The following is a 17011-nucleotide window of genomic DNA, read 5'->3' on the forward strand; positions in this document are numbered from 1 at the left end:
TGTTCTCTTGTTTAGTGTCATTATAGCAACCTGATTTTATACTTATGTAATATGAATTTATCCGATAACTGTTCGGAATTCCAACCGGACATACTGCCTTTTCGCCAGTTTCATCACCTTATGTGAAAGTCAGTTACTCTGCAGCTGCAAACCTCTGCTTCAAAAGATCATCCCTCCACAATCAGATATTTTCCATCTGGAAGGGCAAATACTTCACTTGCTTCTTCTAATTCTTCATTACTCATGCCATCCACATCTGCACCCATTCCAGACAGATATTTTCGCACTTCGTCAATAGAATCTGCAACTACAGCCATGCAATCCTCCAGGAATTCCTCTGCTTCTTCGTAAGTTTCTGCAACCGGTTCATCAAAAAGCTGCTCCTGTTTTTCCAAAAATGTCTGAATACACTCCTCTGTATACATTTTTCCGACCTCCTGTTTTATAATAAAAGTTATAACTGTTTAGAGCATGCTGAATAATTATCAAAATTTTACTCTTCGCATTTTTCCTCATATAAATCAAGAATATCCTCTGGAGAATCCACAAGATAGTCCGCTCCATTTTTCAGCAGTTCTTCTTTTTCCCTGTATCCCCACAGAACACCTACCGTGTACATCCCGGCTGCTTTTCCAGTTTGCATGTCTGTTCCGGAGTCTCCCAGATACATACACTCTTCTGGCTTAATTCCAAACTGCTCCGCGATTTTAAGCGGACCATCCGGTGCTGGTTTCTTTCTTACAGAATCACTCTGTCCCATAACTGCATCAAAAATCTGAGACCCAAACATTCTTTCTACCACTTTCACGGCTGCTTCATGTGGTTTATTTGAGCACACCCCCAGCTTCACGCCTCTTTTTTTCAACTCTTTTAAGGTTTCCGGCATTCCCGGATAATGCTGTATTTTGTAAAATGGGTCTTTATCAAATTCTTTTCTATATAACGCTCTTGCTTCCTCATAGTGCAGCAATTCCGGATCTCCTGCATCGACCAGAAGTCTTTTCACCAGCATGTCAGCACCGTTTCCGCAATAGTATCTGTAATTTTCTATAGGCATTGGTTTCAAACCGTATTTTCTTACAACTTCATTTCCTACAACAGCCATTGAATCCAATGTGTAGGCTAAAGTTCCGTCCAGATCAAAAATACATGCTTTTATCATTTTCTCATTCCCCTTATATTGATTTTCATTTTCTTAAGTTCATAAATCAGTCTTCCTACAGGAAGCCCAACCACATTATTGTAGTCTCCGCAGATTCCTTTTACGTAAATTCCAAATTTCCCCTGGATTCCATAGCTTCCTGCTTTATCCATAGGCTCCCCTGTTTTTATATATTCCAGAAGCTCTTCTCTTGAAACAGGATAAAATTCAACATCGGTCCTTTCACTGAAAGTATAAGGCTTCCAGATACCCTGTTCTTTTACAAGAAGAGTTACACCGGTATAGACCTGATGGGATTTCCCCTGAAGTTTTAACAATGTATCTAATGCATCTTCTTCATCTGACGGCTTTCCAAGAATCTTTCCTTCAAATGCAACTACGGTATCCGCACCAATGATCAGACAAGGTTCACTTTCATTTTCAAGTCTGTCTGCAACCGATATTGCTTTATCCTGCGAAAGCTTTTCCACCGTTTCCGCTGGATCTGTCAGGTTGGTGTTCTCTTCCCCATTGCTTACAACCACAGAAAAATCCACACCGGTTCTTGCAAGCAGTTCCTTTCTTCGTGGGGACCCCGAAGCTAAAACAATTTTCTCCATAATCTCTCCTTTTCTGTCTTAACAGTATAACCCTCCATTTATATGGGTGCAACGATTTTTTTCTTTTCTTTTTGCGTAAAAAGTATTACAATATAGACAACTCCATTAAGCTTTGTTTAGACAGATGGAAAATACCGAAAGGAGCAGACAATATGGCTAAGATTAACAAATATTGGGGAATGGTTGCACTCGGAGCAGCAACAGCAGCAGTAGCCGGTGCCGTAGCAGCAGCTTTTGCCAAAAGACATGCTTTGGAAGAGGCAGCTGACCTTGAAGATGATTTTGAAGATGAGCAGGAAGATGACGAGCAGCCTGAAGCAAAGGATGTCCACGAAGATTTCGTAACCTGGGAAGCTACTTCCGAAGATGAAAAAGATGATGAAACCGAAGGCTCTGAGGAGCCTGATTCACAAGAAAGTTCAGAGGATACAGAAGAGGATTCTGCTGAAAATGCAGAAGAGCAGGATAATGCTATAGCCGATGCTCTTGAAAAAGCAGCGAAAGATGAAGATAAATTCGAGGAAGAACTTGCTGAAGCTGAGAAAGAGCAGGACGAAGAAGAAGCTTCTATCCACATTGATTAATTGCAGGTAAATTCATAATTATTCCACATTTTACAAATAGTGACAATCAGGCTTGCCACTTTCGTTGACAGTATTTAGATTTCACTTTGCAAGAAGAAGTTCCAACAGAATTTTCTATTGTAAAACCCCCCACGGCAATTTGAATATAATTTTCCGTGGGGGTTTCTTTTACGCTTTTGGAAGTTTAAATGAACTCTTAAGAGAAACAATACGGTTAAATACCGGTGCCCCTTCTTTAGAATCATGAATGTCTGCACAATAAAAGCCATTTCTTACAAACTGGTAACTATCCAGTCCTTTGGCTTTCAGAAGCTCTGGTTCAACATAAGCAGACATCTCTATAAGAGAATTCGGGTTCAGATTCAGTTCTCCTGTCTCTTTATCATAAACACCCTTTTCCTCATCTACGATATTCTCATAAAGACGTACCGGAACCTTACCTGCATTTGACGCTTCAACCCAGTGAATGGTTCCTTTTACTTTACGTCCGTCAGGTGCATTTCCGCCCTTTGTTTCCGGATCATAAGTACAATGTACAGCAGTAACTGTTCCATCATCCAATGCCTCGAAACCTGTGCATGTAACAAAATATGCATTCATAAGACGAACTTCCGTACCAAGGAAAAGTCGTTTGTATTTCTTTGGAGGATCGATCATAAAGTCTTCTCTTTCAATATAAAGTTCCTTTCCAAATGGAACCTTTCTGCTACCAAGGGCTTCATTTTCCATATTGTTCGGAGCATCCAGATATTCCACCTGTCCTTCCGGATAATTGTCAATGATCAGTTTGATCGGATCAAGGACTGCCATATAGCGAGGAGCCTTTAATTTCAGATCCTCACGGATACAGTACTCGAGCATTGCATAGTCTACTGAACTGTCAGCTTTGGATACACCACAAAGTTCCACAAACTTCTGAATAGATTCAGGTGTGTAACCACGGCGACGTAAACCGGAAATAGATACCAGTCTTGGATCATCCCATCCGTCAACAATTCCATTCTCTACCAGCTTCTTAATATAACGCTTACCTGTTACTACATTCGTCAGATACAGCTTTGCAAACTCAATCTGCTTCGGAGGATGTGGATATTCCAGTTCTCTTACAACCCAGTCATATAATGGTCTGTGATCTTCAAATTCCAGAGTACAAATGGAATGTGTAATTCCCTCAATTGCATCCTCAATAGGATGAGCAAAATCATACATCGGGTAAATACACCAGGTATCTCCTGTTCTGTGATGGCTTACATGAGCTACACGATAGATAACCGGATCTCGCATGTTCATGTTTGGAGAAGCCATGTCAATCTTTGCTCTCAGAACTTTCTCACCATCAGCATATTTGCCTTCTTTCATCTCTTCAAAAAGCTGAAGATTCTCTTCTACAGTTCTGTTGCGATACGGACTCTCTTTGCCAGGCTCCTTTAAAGTTCCACGATATTCTCTGATCTGGTCCGCAGTTAAATCGCAGACATATGCCTTACCCTTTTTAATCAATTTTACTGCAGCTTCATACATCTGTCCGAAATAATCGGAAGCGAAGAACAGTCTGTCCTCCCAGTCAGCTCCCAGCCATTTGATATCGGCTTTAATGGACTCAACAAACTCAGATTTCTCCTTAGTCGGATTGGTATCATCAAAGCGCATGTTGAATTTACCATTGTACTCTTTCGCCAGTCCAGCATTTAAAAGAATGGATTTGGCATGTCCTATATGAAGATAACCGTTTGGCTCTGGCGGAAAACGTGTATGAACGGTGTCATAAACTCCTTCTGCCAGGTCTTTATCAATGATATTCTCAATAAAATTTTTGGAAACCTTTTCGTTCTCCATGGTTCTCCCTCCTGATATCAACTCTTTTATAGCATAAATTCCAATATCTGTCAGAGCATGTTAAAAAATTTTCTTCAATATGTGTATCGGGAATAATTTCTCAAACATATTCTGTTCTTTGATGATTTATCTTATCATAAATAGGTGCATTTTAAAAGTTTTTCTTACAAAAATATTGATTTTTATCCCTATCTATGAGAATATATTAATTTATGCCACAAAAAAATCCCTGATATATAATCAGGGATTAAAAAGAGCTGATGACGGGAATCGAACCCGTGACCTCCGCCTTACCAAGGCGACGCTCTACCGACTGAGCCACATCAGCACTCTCATGTCCGGCATTTCTGCCGCTCACAGTTGATTATATTACCAGAAGGTTATCTTATTGTCAACACCTATTTTCAAATTTTTTCAAAAAATATAAAATAATTAAAATTCTTTGCTGCAGCACCTGCCGCTGCAACCTGGCAGGTACTGCTATACTGCATTTTTCATTTTTCAGGAATAACAATATTCCGCACATAATCTGTATCTGTCAGTAAGCCATCTCCGCTTTTCTTGTTTGTAAAGGAAGCGGTCCCATTCTGATTTCCAGACAGATCAAACTGAACAGTATTTCCCTGTACAGTTCCATTTACTACCTGGTCAATTTTCTCCAGTTTATACCGCATAACTTTACTCTCTTGAACCTGGTATTTCCCTGCCGGAAGTGCGAATACAGCCCTTTTGCTTACATCTGCCCGGGTGTCTGTGTTTTCTTTTGTAAATTCCACAGTTTTAGAGTAAATACGTTCTTCTCCATCCAGATCTGTTCCTTTCACCGTGAATGTAAAGGCCGGATTTCCCTGTCCCCAGACAATTTCATCTCCATGAAGAATTTTGTTTATTGTAAGAGTCACCATCTTCACATCTGTCATCTGGAACTTCTGAACTCCAGATGTACTTTTTACCGTACAAATCACCGGTTTTCCTTTTTTGTAACCGGAAGGAGCTGTTATTTCTGTAAGTACATATTCTCCGGCTGGCAGTTTATTAATCCTATGAGCAGTTTTCCCGGACGTCCAGGTGTCGATCACTTTTCCGCTTTTATCCGTCAACTGCATAACAGCTCCTGCAACAGCTTCACCTGTCACCTTATCCGTCTTTAAAAATTCCGCTTTTATATAACGGTTTTCAATTACCATTGTATAACCTTGCTCATTCTTTACCAATCCATTTACATCCACAGTAAATTTATGAACTGTGTTATCCAAAACATATCCGGCAGGTACTGCTGTCTCCTGTATACAATATGTGGCAGGTGACAGCCCTTCCAATTTTATTAATCCGTTTTTGTTTGTTGTGTATGTTGTTCCCGCCGAATCTGCATTTGCACTGCTTTCCCATAAACGGAATTTTACGCCTTCAATAGGAGGACGATTTCCTCCTGCTTCTTCCGTTTCTGTTACTTTTTTGATGTACAGATGCATTTTCTGATTTCTGACAAGGATCGCTTTTTCAGGCTCTGTTTTGCTTAAATTCGCCTCAAATACCTGCCGGCTGATTGCATATCCCTCCGGTGGTCTTACCTCACTTACCTTATATTTTCCAAGATAAATATCTTTTGAAATGGCTGTTCCATTTCTATCCGTTACTATAGTATCTGCTACAGTCCCAGCTCTCAGCAAAATATTTCCAGAAGCAGAACGGATGTCCTCCAAAGCTGTGATCTGAAATTTTCCATTCTGCAGTGCCTTTCCTGTCTCATCCACTTTTCTTATAGTAATATGACCTTTTGGAACTTTTTCCTTTACAATCACCCTGGTCTTTTCTGTATTTTTTGATGTGGAAGAAGGTTCTCCTCCAATCCAGTTAAAAGTACTTGTAGCAATATTGTATATATGGGCTTCCAGTACATCCGGATCTTGATTTGCTACATAGTACTGCTGTAAGTCACTGTTACTCTTCAATCCAACAGTAAGTAAAAGACGCACGGATTTTCCATAACAGCGCCCTGGCAATTCTGCCACTGAAAACAAGGTAATCGAATTTCCAGCAACATTCAGACTCCAATCTCCGCGTACACTGTCAGAAGCGCCAAATGAAGCTTCTACTGTCTGATCAAGATATATCTGAACCCCTTTCAGTTCAAAACAGTCTGCCAAAGTATCCTGGATTTTAAATTTGGAAATTTTCCATTCTCTTTTATTGGAAGGAATTTCCTGAACAATTTCAAACACACTTTCAAAATCTCTGCCATTATACTCTGCAGTAACTATTCTCTGATTTTCCCTTAGAATCCATTTTTGAGGATTCTTTGGTTCGGTTCTGTTTACGCTTGCCCTATCTGCAACATTGTTCGAGGTAATTGTTACAGCCTGCGAGTCTCCTTTATGCTGTGTCGTAACAGTAAAATGATTGCTGGTCACATAAGAAGCTACAGTTCCGTTATAAGTACAGGAAATCTCTCCTGGTACCATTCTGGCGTTAAAAATCACATCATAGGATTTCCCATAAAATCCTCTGTCACCAAGAGCAGCTTCTGTTGCCTTTAAGGTAATGTTCTTTCCATTTACAGATATCTGGAACCGTCCATCCACTCTGTTCTGCCCGTTTTCATAAACCTCCGCTGTTGCAGCTGTCAATTCTGCTCCCGCCGGCAATGTATCTGCAATTTCCATTCTGGTCATATACCCGCCAAATTCATTATCCGGCACATTTATATTCAGTTTATATTTATACTCACTGTCCGGACCTGGAAGAAGAAGGTCTTCTCTCCATACCCCATCCTGCAAATTGGCAGTATACTTCTTTACAGAGGCATTCACTACTTTGTTTTTATATCTTGTACAATCTGTAGTCACTTCATCTGACCAGGAAGTTCCTGCGAGCCCATTTATATGCTGACAGGTAATCGAAGCCTTATTTTTTACCTCATAACGGTAACTGTCACCACTGTAAACCGGTGTTATTTCAGTAGGATCCATTCTCACTTTTATCTGAAACTCATATGTTTTTCCATAAAAGTCCGCCTGTGACAATGCTGCCTGTGTAGCCTGAAAATTTATCACATCCCCATCTGTAGAAATACTAAACCATGAGGTTACATCATTCTCTGAAGGCAGCATCTTTACAGCTGCGTAACCAGCGAAATCGACTCCTGCCGGCAGGGTATCACTGACTTCGCAAGAGCTGTAATAATACGCTGAATGCTCTTCCGGGATATCTGTCTGCAAGGTATAATAAAATTCCGAGGTACTGTCAGACAAGGTGTTTGACGTTCCCTGGGAAGCCAGTGTATTTCCAGTCTTTTTTACAAGGCCAGGATACTCTACCGGACCATAGCCTTTCGCATCCCAGTTAAGTCCGGCAGACGTTTTACAGGTTCCAGTCTGTACATCAGCAAATACACTTTTGATCCTGCTTGCTGTTTCAATAGAATAAGCTCCGCAACCAGGCCGCAGAATTGCCAGATAGAAGCCGGATGAATTGTCCAGCTCATAGACAACTGTATTTTGCGGAATCTCTCCGTCAACGGCAGATGCCGGTGCGGTAAGAACTTCAAAGTTTTTGGAAAATAAAGTTTTCTTCACTACATTTACTACAGAATCAGTTGTCGCATACCGGTGTCCTATAGAACCATTCTGAAGATTGATTCCAAATCTCTGGTACAAATCAATATCCAGCCATCGAAAACGATAGTTGCCTGCAACCGGAATATCTGTACCGCTTTTTACAATATCAATTTTGATTTCCTGTGTAGAGAGCTCATCCTTAAAGCTGATCCACAATTCATTTGAATTGCTGACACCAAACATAGGATAAATTCCCGTTATTTTATTTCCCTTGTAATCGTAGGTATAATCCTGATAATTATTACAGGTAAGAAGAAGGTCTACCTTCGTATTTGCTTCTTTATTGTATCCTACATGTGTAACACGAAAACCAAATTTTCCTTTTGCATTGTTATTAAGTGGAACAAAATACGGTCCCTCTACCATTGCTCCCTGCTTCATTCCTGAAATAACGTCATTTCCTGCATTGTTCCATGAATAAACCTGGGTATCCGCATTCCAGCCAAGTCTTGTATATTTGCTGCTGAAAAGCGTACTTCCATTTGCAACAGCGGTAAAACCGCCCTTTCCTTCTCTTACAGGAGTTCCTTCCTGTGCATAATTTTCCGGAGCAACATATGCATCAATCAAGTCATCTGTGCTGCCATCTTCAAGCACTTCCAGACCATCTTGAAAAAACATGGAATCCTCTCCTGAAGTTTCTATTTCCTCCAAAGAAGACAAAAATTCTCCATCCTCATTTGCAATCAGTCCACTCTGAAAAAATTTCTCCTCTTCTGAAACATTCCTGTCGGCTTCTGTACTGTCTGTTTCTGTACTATCTGTTTCTGCCCCATCCATTTCATCATGAGCAGGATTTTCTTCACATTCAGCTTCTTCAGGCGCTGTATTGTCTTGCATTACTTCCTGCGCTTCCGTTTCAGTTGACACCTTCTCATCTTCCTGTGCCCTTACTGCCCAGCCAGGATAGGAGAACGCTACAGGCACAGCCAGAGCCGCGGCCAATATAGTTTTTTTCAGATTTCTTTTTCTCATCCCCTCGCCTCCTTCTGGTCAATATCAGCCTGTTTCAAATATTCCTGATAGATTTCTTTCATGGTTTTGCTTCCATCCTGTTCCTGAATAACGCTGGCAATCACAGGTACATCATAGCTTACACTTGCATCCAATTCCCCCTCTAAATAGGAAACAGCAGCAAGTTTTCGAAATAGCGGTGTAGTGGATTCTCCTGGGTTCAAAACACTTTTATAGCCGTAAATATATTTTTTGTTTCCTGAGGTTTTCTCCTGATAAAGAAGAGTCCACTTCGTCTCGTCTGCCTGAAATGTAAACAATTCTCTGTTTTCTCTTATTGTTTTTCTGCCTGTACTGCCATCCAGAACAGCTATACTTCTCATAGGAACATTTACCTCCAGAAAAACATTTGCACTGTTTTCCCCTATATTTTTTACAACCGGATCTTTTTCCAGGATCTGACCTGGATAAACCTTTGACGCTTTTTGCGTATCCCAGTGGGCTTCTGTAAGCTGCGCCTTTACAGATCCTGCCGTAAAAACATTCTTTACTTCGCCGGCGGATTTGCTTAAATACGCAGCTGTTCCCCCGGCAAAAGACATAGTTCCGACAAGCAGCCCCATAACTGCCAAAAAGCTTCTTTTTTTCCTCAACTTATCTCACTCTCCTTTTTGTCTGCCCTTCAAAAATTTCTGTTGCCAGATAAATTGCAAACAGGAAAAAGACTGCCGCAATTTTACCCGTTCTGCTTCCTGTAAAGTTCAGCACATATCCGGCAAAAGGGATGCAAAATACAACCGTGCCATGCAGATTTTCCCACTTTACCGGTTTTGTATCCTGATATTGATTGGAATCCCCTTTTGTTACAAAAAAATGCTTTTCCTTATTGTTTTCAGCTACCCGGTGTGTAATCATTGTTCTCCCTTGTTCTGTGGTAAATGTAATGATCTCCCCTTTTTCTACTTTTTCCGGCTCCTTTTCCTTCACATATATGGCACTTCCAACTGGCAAATCAGGGCTCATGCTTCCAGACATTACGCTGTAACATTTCATGCCATATATCTGGGGAAACGAAAGTCCGACTAACAAAATGACAAAAATCACCCATATGATTTTCAACAGACCTTTTCCCCAGATTTTTAATCTCATCTGTCTTTTTCCTTTCTGTACAGTTTTCTTGCAGTTACTGCAAGAACCACCGCAGCTGCAAATAACGCAAACCATCTTGCCAGCAGATTTGTGTTATCTCCGGTTTTAGGGCTTGCAGACGCAGTTGCATACACTTTTTCTCCTGCTGCTCCATTTAAGCTTTCCCCTCCACTGTTGTATCCACTTCCACCACTGTTTCCGTTTTCGCCATACTTTCCATTTCCGCTTTTATTTCCACTTCCGCCGTTATTTCCGTTATTTCCGTCATCTCCATTGTTCTCATCGTCATTGTGCCCCCGGTCACCATTTCCATTTTGACCGGAAGATGAATCCGAAGAGGCCTGACTCGCAGAAAATACCCATTTCACTTTTCCCAACAGTTCCTGATATTCATTATCCATCTCTTCACTTAAAGACAATTTTACAATCAGATTTTTTCCTGCTCCTGGTTTAAACTCACCAAGGGAAATGTCTTTTTTCATGCTCCAGCCTTTTTTCGTCAGATTTCCATCTACAGTTCCATGATAAAGAACTTTATTGTTCTCCAGAATTTCAATCTTTGCATAACTGGTAAGAAGCTTCCGTATCAGCTCCAGATTCTTTTTGCTGTACTTGTTCTGTTTGGCAGCTTCCGCCCGAAGGCTCATCTTAATGTTTAAATCCGAGTTATTAGCAAGCCTTATTGTCTGGCTTCTTGTACATCCAGGCTGCAGGTTCTTAAAATTTGCAAACAGATCTGTTTTCTCGCCGCCAATGATCAGCTTATGATTTTTGTCAAAAATCACACTGGTAACAACTTCGCAAGTACATGGCTGATAGGTAATTCCAAGATCCTTCTCATTTTTTCCCCATATTGCTTTCATTTCGCCGCTCTCTGCCTGTATACTCTCCAGATTTACAATAATTCTTGCCTCTTTGTTCTTATAACGGTTGTCTGCTTTTTCAGAGAGATAGTAGCTGTCCATCAGAGGCTTTTTCGTGGTTTTTCCTGCCGGCAATACATCCTTATAGTACCAGTAGCCGTCCTCACACAGCTTCCAGAGATCGGTGTTGTAATGAATTTCGATCATCTCAGGATCCAGTTCCCGATTTTCCAGAAACTGACCGGTTTCACTGATACTCCCAAACACTCTTCCAATTTTTATCCGGACAAAGGAATCCACAGTTCCTTCATTTTTTATATTTACCTCTTTCACCACTTTCTGTCCCGGATCTACATGATCTGGCCTTACATAATTTTCCTGTATGGAATTTTTGTAAGAGGACATGGACAGCAGATTTACTGCATATTCAGATACATTCCAGGCAGCCAGCGCAGTACCGCATGCAAGCAGCAGTACTGCCACCACAGTTATGCAGATACTTGTGCACTTATGCTTCTTCATGGTATCTCTTCCTTTCTGATCAGTTCTCACTGCCGCGGTTTATTTCCTGCAAGGTTCCTCCTTTAATTTCTTCATCCAACATACGGTAAGCTTCTGACTGGGTTGCAAATCCTTTGCTCTGAATTGCCTGTGCTGTTACTTTCAGCTGATAATTTCCAACTTTCTGCATCTGTGTCTGGTTCCAGTCTGTAGGAATCGCAATATTGGTAAACAGGGTAGACTCCTCTCCAATATTTAAAATTCCATCCCCTTTTGCTCCCATATAATTGAAAACAAGTTTTGAAGCAGTGGAGCGTGCCGTGTCCTTTGTCCACAATGGATTTACCATTGGATAGGCTGCCAGCTGTGCAAGGTTGTAGCCAGGAATCCTATCCTGAATCAGTCCGGTAGCCTTACCTTCTTTTTTGTCATATCCACCGGTAAAAGTCTTATCAAAATAAATGGTTTTATAAATCAGATTCAACGCCTGATCGTCTGTGATCGGTGTCCCCTGACTATTCAGAATGTCCACACTCATTCTCACATAACAGGGCTCGTCCCCGTTTTTGTCGGAGGTGATGTTCTTTACAGTTGGATTTTTGTATACCGTGTATCCCGGATACATATTCTTTCCATCGTTTTCATTTGGATCCCAGTCCGGTTCTTTCAGACCAATATCAAGGTCCCCTGTGGTAAAAACATTGGTCTGCACAGAATTTTCCGTGAAATAAGCCATTGTGTTTCCAATTCCAAATAACATGGCACATGAAAGTACTCCCGCAAATAATACATTTCTTTTTCCTCTGCTCATTTTCATATTTTCTCTTCCTTTCTCTCATTAAAAATGAAACAATCCTGCTTCATACGCACTTTTTGGATTGTTAAGACCAAAATATTCTTCTCCTGTCATCTGCTGAAGAATCTGTCCGGAAATCTTAATTTCCACCCCGCCCATTTCCTGAATCCAGGTCTGCCTGCGGTTATTTACCTTTTTATCCACCCAGACCTTTGTAAATAGAGGAACAGTTGTTTCTCCTGTACCATTCAGGTTCCTTTTCAAAACTTTCGAGTAGTAAAAATACTGTACAGGGTCTGTCTTTTTCTGCTCAGCAAATCGCACCCATTCTCCTTTAGCGGCATCATCACTGTTATAATCAATGGTATAAACTTGGACTACTTTTTCCATATCCTGAGCGCTTAAGACTTTTCCTCTTTTGCTCTTATCCGGGCAATTCTGACTGTAAACGAACTCACATTTCAATGCTGCAAGCTCATTCATATTCAGTTCTGATGTATTGGTTATCTGAGGATCTTTTGCAACAGAAGAACCTGGAACAGTAAGTAATCCTTTCTGTGGATTCCATGACGGCTCTGTAAGAACTGCATCCAGGCCTTTTTCCCCGGCAAATGTCAGCCTGTTTGCAACTTGTCCTGTGTCACCAAGATAAGCAAGTGTGCCGCCAGTTCCCACAGCCAGACATAACCCGGTTCCAAAGATCAGTGCTGCCTTTTTCATTTTTTTCATGTGCACCTCCTTACAGTCTTGCAAAGGCTTCTTCCGGAGAAGAAAATCCTTCGCTCTGAACCGACTCTTCATACACAAGAATATCAAATGGAACTAAATCTTCTTTTTTTACTATGTTTTTTATAACAATATTATCAAAAACCGTATCTGTTCGCTGTCCTGGCTGAAGCTGTTTCTGATAATAATAGTATCCGTCTTCTCCTGTTTTCCAACTGTCTTTTATCTTAATAGGCTCACACTGCGCCTGTGCATCCAGATTGCTGAATACTACCCTGACCCGGACATATACCGGAATCACAGAATCATTTACAATACATGGCTTTTTCTTTATGACCGATCCTGGTCCAGGATCGGCCGGAGGATCAAACTCTTCTTCAATGTGTGTCTTATTCTCCACTATCTTTATCCTGTTAACAGTTTCCTGGCGGTCAATTAAATAGGCATACACCATAGAACCTGCTGCTCCCGCCAAAAGGCAGAACGCTAGTACAAACAGCATCCATTTCTTTCTCATGGATCAATCACGGCAGGAACCGTTCCTGCTTACTCCTTTCCTCCTGGAATTTCTGTTATTTTGCAGACCCGCTGCAAAACAGCTACTGCTCAAAAAGACCAGTAACCATAAAATCAGCACATGGGTACCACCTCCTTTACAAAGAACCAGAACGGTCATATCTGTCATTAGGGATTTTTTCGAAAATTAAATAGTAAAAAGAATAAAAGATTTGATTTATAAATACATCTGAGATCAGTGAAATAAATAGAAACTATAATTATTAATATTTTAACAATTTCTAAGATACAATAATTAATTAAATGGATTTTAATAACTGAATTAACAAATTTGAATTAAAGATTAAATTGACGCGTCTTCTGTGACGCATTGATTAATTGATATGATAACATGTTTTTTGAAAAAGTCAATACAGGAAATAGAATTTTTCTATTTCCTGTACCAGCTCCTGGACTAGAAAAGGCTCTAGCTTATTACCTCGCGGATTTTGGAGCGGATTCTCTGCAGAGCATTATCAACAGATTTTGGAGATTTATTCAGGATTCCTCCAATTTCCACATATCCTTTTCCCTTCAGATACAAATCCAGCACTTTATTTTCCATAGGACTTAAATAATCTGAAATTCTTTTCCGAAGATCCTCTGTAGTCTCCTGATCAATAATGATAGATTCCGGATTCTCCACGCTCAGTTCCCAGATTGGACTGCTTTCATCCTCCTGATTCAACGATACATAGGAATTCAGAGGCTGGTGCTTCTGGCGGTTAGAATTCTGAATGGCACTGTATATCTGCCTGTCAATACACACTCTGGCAAAAGTTGCAAAAGATGCCTCCTTATCTGTCTGAAAATCCCGGACTGCTTTAAACAAACCGATCATTCCTTCCTGAATCAGGTCATCTGTATCTCCTCCGATGAGGAACATGGCCCGGGCTTTCTGACGCACCAGCCCCTTATATTTCTCCATCAGATAATCTTCTATGGCTGTCTCTCCAGCCCGCAGACGGGCAATCAGTTCTTCATCACTTACACCATCGAACTTTCCCATATTTCCTCCGGATTTTATTTCATTCTCTGGCGAACCACCTCATAGGCAAGGATTCCTGCTGCAACAGACGCATTCAGAGAATCAATATCTCCCTTCATAGGAATAGCTGCCACAAAGTCACATTTTTCCTTTACAAGACGGCTCACGCCCTCTCCCTCATTTCCGATTACCACACCCATAGGACCGGTAAGATTCAGATTGTACATCAGATCTCCGCCCATATCTGCGCATACGAACCACATACCCTCTTTTTTCAGCTCTTCGATGGTCTGTCCAAGATTAGATACCTTGGCAACTGGTGTGTAGTTCAAAGCCCCTGCAGAAGTTTTTGCAACTGTTGATGTAAGCCCTGCCGCATGTCTTTTCGGAATGATAACACCATGTGCGCCTGCAAGGTTGGCAGTACGGATAATAGCTCCCAGATTATGGGGATCTTCGATATCATCAAGAAGAAAAATGAAAGGTGCTTCTCCTTTTTCCTTTGCTTTATTTAAAATATCCTCAACTGTGGAATATTCATATGCAGCCACCTGCGCGATCACGCCCTGATGGGCGCCTGTCTCGCTTAACTGATCCAGACGCTCTTTCTGTACAAAATTAATGATCGTATCTTTTTTTCTTGCCTCACGGATAATGGTGCGTACTGGTCCATCCTGGCATCTGTCCAGAACAAAAAGCTTGTCCACGCATTTTCCTGAGCGAAATGCCTCTAATACCGCATTTCTTCCTTCAATCTGCTCGCTCATTTGCAGCCTCCTGTCTCTTATTGCCTTTGTAAAATCGTTGCTGTTATTCTTTATAAATTCTCTTCCGGAATTCCTTTTCTCACCAGTTCCACAATTCTGGAATAGTCTTCTTTCAGGTACAGATATCCCATCAGTGCTTCAAAGCCTGTAGCCCTGCGGTAATCTGCCATTGTAGCATGCTTGGCCATTGTAGGGGAATGTGCATTTCTGCCTCTTTTATAGACAGCCAATTCTTCTTCTGTAAGATCAGGTTCCAGAAGCTCCATCATCTTTGACTGCGCTCCTGCCTTTACCAGGCTGCTGGCCTTTTTATGAAGCTGATTCACGGGACAGTTGCCTTTTTTAACAAGGACTGTCCGGATCACCAGTTCATAAACACCATCTCCAATATAAGCCAGTGTCAGCGGGGAATAGGTTCGCAGATCCCTGTCTTTCAGATCAAACAGTTCTTTTAATTCACTTAAGCCCGTTTCCATTTTACTCCTTCACGTGTGTCCTTAAGAATGATTCCCTTTGCAAGAAGTTCATCACGAATCTCATCTGCTCTTGCAAAATTCTTTGCTTTTCTTGCTTCCTGGCGCTCTGCAATCAGATCTTCGATTTCTTTATCCAGAATTTCCTCTTTCTTCACAGCAGCAAGTCCAAGCACATCACAAAGCTTCACAAGAATTTCAAGAATTCCCTCTGCAAAAGCGGCACTGCTTTCTTCTGTTACATTTGTATTGGCAAATTTGACCAGTTCAAATACAGCAGCAAGCGCATCAGCTGTGTTGAAATCGTCTTCCATTGCTTCTTCAAATTTCTTTACATATCCTTCTGCCTCTGCAAGAAGTTTCTCCTCAGCCTCAGTAAGTTCAACAGCAGATGCCTTCTCCTTACGGTCTTTCAGGCGTCCTGCTGCCTCTGTAATTCTCTCAAGGGCATTCTTGGAAGACTCCATAAGATCAGCACTAAAGTTCAGCGGACTTCTGTAGTGTGCATTCAGCATGAAGAAACGAAGCACCTGCAGGTCATACTGCTCGCTGATCTCACGCACAGTACGGAAGTTTCCAAGGGACTTGGACATTTTACGGTTATCAATATTCAGGAACGCATTGTGCATCCAGTATCTTGCAAAAATTTTGTCATTGCAGCATTCGCTCTGTGCGATTTCATTCTCGTGATGCGGGAAAATAAGATCCTCACCACCGGCATGGATATCGATCTCGTCTCCAAGATATTTCTTAGACATAACAGAGCACTCAATGTGCCAGCCCGGACGGCCATCGCACCACGGAGAAGTCCAGTATGGTTCCCCTTCTTTCTTCGGTTTCCAGAGTACGAAATCCAGCGGATCTTCTTTCTGGTCCTCTCCTGATACCTGAAGTGCACGGAATCCAGACTGCAGGTCATCCAGGTTTTTGTGGGAAAGCTTTCCATATTCTTTAAATTTCTTTACACGGAAATATACAGTTCCGTCTGCCACTGCATAAGCATATCCTTTATCCATAAGAGTCTGGATCATGCTGATCATGCCGTCAATTTCCTGAGTTGCCTGAGGATGTGTAGTAGCAGGCTTCACGTTCATTCCTGCCATATCCTTTTTGCACTCTTCAATATACCTCTGGGAAATTTCCTCTGCAGAAACTCCCTCTTCAATTGCTTTTTTGATGATCTTGTCATCTACGTCTGTAAAGTTGGATACATAGTTTACTTCGTATCCTTTATATTCCAGATAACGGCGGACTGTATCAAAAATGATCATTGGACGTGCATTACCAATATGGATCAGGTTGTATACAGTAGGTCCGCAGACATACATTTTTACCTTTCCCTCTTCAAGGGGTACAAATTCCTCTTTCTGACGGGTCAGCGTATTAAAAATCTTCATTTTATTTCTCCCTCCGGTCAATTTCTCTAAATGTTATTTCGCAG

The 17011-nt window shown here is 41.2% G+C and carries 16 protein-coding genes and 1 tRNA gene; 1 reads left to right on the top strand and 16 read right to left on the bottom strand.

Annotated elements, in window-relative coordinates; genetic code table 11:
• Positions 1–167 precede the first annotated feature (167 nt).
• From AB5642_RS12070 to AB5642_RS12080, 3 genes are all read right to left on the bottom strand, one after another.
• A complete protein-coding gene (locus AB5642_RS12070; protein WP_118579061.1) occupies positions 168–425 on the bottom strand; it encodes a glyoxalase in 258 nt (85 codons plus the stop codon).
• Positions 426–493: 68 nt separating this feature from the next.
• Positions 494–1162 (bottom strand): HAD family hydrolase, encoded by a 669-nt coding sequence (locus tag AB5642_RS12075; RefSeq protein ID WP_118579064.1) that lies wholly within the window; start codon positions 1160–1162, stop codon positions 494–496.
• Entirely contained in the window at positions 1159–1761 is a 603-nt protein-coding gene (locus AB5642_RS12080) for a nucleoside triphosphate pyrophosphatase (protein WP_173717270.1), read from the bottom strand. The genes AB5642_RS12075 and AB5642_RS12080 overlap by 4 nt, the downstream gene beginning before the upstream one ends.
• A gap of 152 nt (positions 1762–1913) precedes the next feature.
• On the opposite strand from AB5642_RS12080, the gene AB5642_RS12085 reads away from it, so the two are divergent.
• A complete protein-coding gene (locus AB5642_RS12085) occupies positions 1914–2345 on the top strand; it encodes a hypothetical protein (protein WP_148462754.1) in 432 nt (143 codons plus the stop codon).
• Between the two features lie 168 nt (positions 2346–2513).
• On the opposite strand, the gene AB5642_RS12090 is transcribed toward AB5642_RS12085, so the two are convergent.
• The 13 genes from AB5642_RS12090 to cysS all read right to left on the bottom strand — a co-directional run bounded on the left by AB5642_RS12090 (position 2514) and on the right by cysS (position 16967).
• A complete protein-coding gene (locus tag AB5642_RS12090; RefSeq protein ID WP_118579073.1) occupies positions 2514–4181 on the bottom strand; it encodes a glutamine--tRNA ligase/YqeY domain fusion protein in 1668 nt (555 codons plus the stop codon).
• A 255-nt stretch (positions 4182–4436) separates the two neighbouring features.
• Positions 4437–4509 (bottom strand) — tRNA-Thr (locus tag AB5642_RS12095).
• A 166-nt stretch (positions 4510–4675) separates the two neighbouring features.
• Positions 4676–8773, bottom strand: a complete 4098-nt coding sequence (locus AB5642_RS12100) for a SpaA isopeptide-forming pilin-related protein (protein WP_368371645.1) — start codon at positions 8771–8773, stop codon at positions 4676–4678.
• Positions 8770–9405 (bottom strand): hypothetical protein, encoded by a 636-nt coding sequence (locus AB5642_RS12105; protein ID WP_148462756.1) that lies wholly within the window; start codon positions 9403–9405, stop codon positions 8770–8772. Before AB5642_RS12105 ends, AB5642_RS12100 begins: the two co-directional genes overlap by 4 nt.
• 1 nt (position 9406) lies before the next feature.
• The gene (locus tag AB5642_RS12110) at positions 9407–9901 is read right to left on the bottom strand and encodes a signal peptidase I (protein WP_173716455.1); all 495 of its coding nucleotides are present in this window, start codon (positions 9899–9901) and stop codon (positions 9407–9409) included.
• Positions 9898–11286 (bottom strand): hypothetical protein, encoded by a 1389-nt coding sequence (locus AB5642_RS12115; protein ID WP_173716454.1) that lies wholly within the window; start codon positions 11284–11286, stop codon positions 9898–9900. The genes AB5642_RS12110 and AB5642_RS12115 overlap by 4 nt, the downstream gene beginning before the upstream one ends.
• 19 nt (positions 11287–11305) lie before the next feature.
• The gene (locus tag AB5642_RS12120; protein ID WP_148462759.1) at positions 11306–12082 is read right to left on the bottom strand and encodes a TasA family protein; all 777 of its coding nucleotides are present in this window, start codon (positions 12080–12082) and stop codon (positions 11306–11308) included.
• Positions 12083–12103: 21 nt separating this feature from the next.
• Positions 12104–12790, bottom strand: a complete 687-nt coding sequence (locus AB5642_RS12125) for a hypothetical protein (RefSeq protein ID WP_173716453.1) — start codon at positions 12788–12790, stop codon at positions 12104–12106.
• A gap of 10 nt (positions 12791–12800) precedes the next feature.
• Complete coding sequence (locus AB5642_RS12130) at positions 12801–13289, bottom strand: hypothetical protein (RefSeq protein WP_173716452.1); 489 nt, start codon at positions 13287–13289, stop codon at positions 12801–12803.
• 480 nt (positions 13290–13769) lie between these two features.
• Positions 13770–14351, bottom strand: a complete 582-nt coding sequence (sigH, locus tag AB5642_RS12135; protein ID WP_118579097.1) for an RNA polymerase sporulation sigma factor SigH — start codon at positions 14349–14351, stop codon at positions 13770–13772.
• Between the two features lie 14 nt (positions 14352–14365).
• Positions 14366–15097 (bottom strand): 23S rRNA (guanosine(2251)-2'-O)-methyltransferase RlmB, encoded by a 732-nt coding sequence (gene rlmB, locus AB5642_RS12140; RefSeq protein WP_148462761.1) that lies wholly within the window; start codon positions 15095–15097, stop codon positions 14366–14368.
• Positions 15098–15147: 50 nt separating this feature from the next.
• Positions 15148–15573, bottom strand: coding sequence for a Mini-ribonuclease 3 (locus AB5642_RS12145; protein ID WP_173718270.1), 426 nt, complete (start codon positions 15571–15573; stop codon positions 15148–15150).
• Positions 15558–16967 carry a cysteine--tRNA ligase gene (gene cysS, locus AB5642_RS12150; RefSeq protein ID WP_368371646.1) on the bottom strand — a complete coding sequence of 470 codons (1410 nt, stop codon included), beginning with the start codon at positions 16965–16967 and terminating at the stop codon, positions 15558–15560. Before cysS ends, AB5642_RS12145 begins: the two co-directional genes overlap by 16 nt.
• Between the last annotated feature and the right edge of the window lie 44 nt (positions 16968–17011).

The organism is Ruminococcus sp. 1001136sp1_2201st1_G3_2201SCRN_220225 (genome assembly GCF_040924365.1).
In the GTDB taxonomy this organism is placed as follows: domain Bacteria; phylum Bacillota; class Clostridia; order Lachnospirales; family Lachnospiraceae; genus Blautia_A; species Blautia_A faecis.

What these genes read in the sequence shown, in the direction of transcription:
- AB5642_RS12130 (WP_173716452.1), bottom strand. Translation starts at nt 13,289, where the DNA reads ATGCTGTTTGTACTAGCGTTCTGCCTTTTGGCGGGAGCAGCAGGTTCT.
- AB5642_RS12145 (WP_173718270.1), bottom strand. Translation starts at nt 15,573, where the DNA reads ATGGAAACGGGCTTAAGTGAATTAAAAGAACTGTTTGATCTGAAAGAC.
- cysS (WP_368371646.1), bottom strand. Translation starts at nt 16,967, where the DNA reads ATGAAGATTTTTAATACGCTGACCCGTCAGAAAGAGGAATTTGTACCC.
- AB5642_RS12070 (WP_118579061.1), bottom strand. Translation starts at nt 425, where the DNA reads ATGTATACAGAGGAGTGTATTCAGACATTTTTGGAAAAACAGGAGCAG.
- AB5642_RS12100 (WP_368371645.1), bottom strand. Translation starts at nt 8,773, where the DNA reads ATGAGAAAAAGAAATCTGAAAAAAACTATATTGGCCGCGGCTCTGGCT.
- AB5642_RS12085 (WP_148462754.1), top strand. Translation starts at nt 1,914, where the DNA reads ATGGCTAAGATTAACAAATATTGGGGAATGGTTGCACTCGGAGCAGCA.
- AB5642_RS12110 (WP_173716455.1), bottom strand. Translation starts at nt 9,901, where the DNA reads ATGAGATTAAAAATCTGGGGAAAAGGTCTGTTGAAAATCATATGGGTG.
- AB5642_RS12080 (WP_173717270.1), bottom strand. Translation starts at nt 1,761, where the DNA reads ATGGAGAAAATTGTTTTAGCTTCGGGGTCCCCACGAAGAAAGGAACTG.
- AB5642_RS12090 (WP_118579073.1), bottom strand. Translation starts at nt 4,181, where the DNA reads ATGGAGAACGAAAAGGTTTCCAAAAATTTTATTGAGAATATCATTGAT.
- sigH (WP_118579097.1), bottom strand. Translation starts at nt 14,351, where the DNA reads ATGGGAAAGTTCGATGGTGTAAGTGATGAAGAACTGATTGCCCGTCTG.
- AB5642_RS12115 (WP_173716454.1), bottom strand. Translation starts at nt 11,286, where the DNA reads ATGAAGAAGCATAAGTGCACAAGTATCTGCATAACTGTGGTGGCAGTA.
- AB5642_RS12075 (WP_118579064.1), bottom strand. Translation starts at nt 1,162, where the DNA reads ATGATAAAAGCATGTATTTTTGATCTGGACGGAACTTTAGCCTACACA.
- AB5642_RS12125 (WP_173716453.1), bottom strand. Translation starts at nt 12,790, where the DNA reads ATGAAAAAAATGAAAAAGGCAGCACTGATCTTTGGAACCGGGTTATGT.
- AB5642_RS12120 (WP_148462759.1), bottom strand. Translation starts at nt 12,082, where the DNA reads ATGAAAATGAGCAGAGGAAAAAGAAATGTATTATTTGCGGGAGTACTT.
- rlmB (WP_148462761.1), bottom strand. Translation starts at nt 15,097, where the DNA reads ATGAGCGAGCAGATTGAAGGAAGAAATGCGGTATTAGAGGCATTTCGC.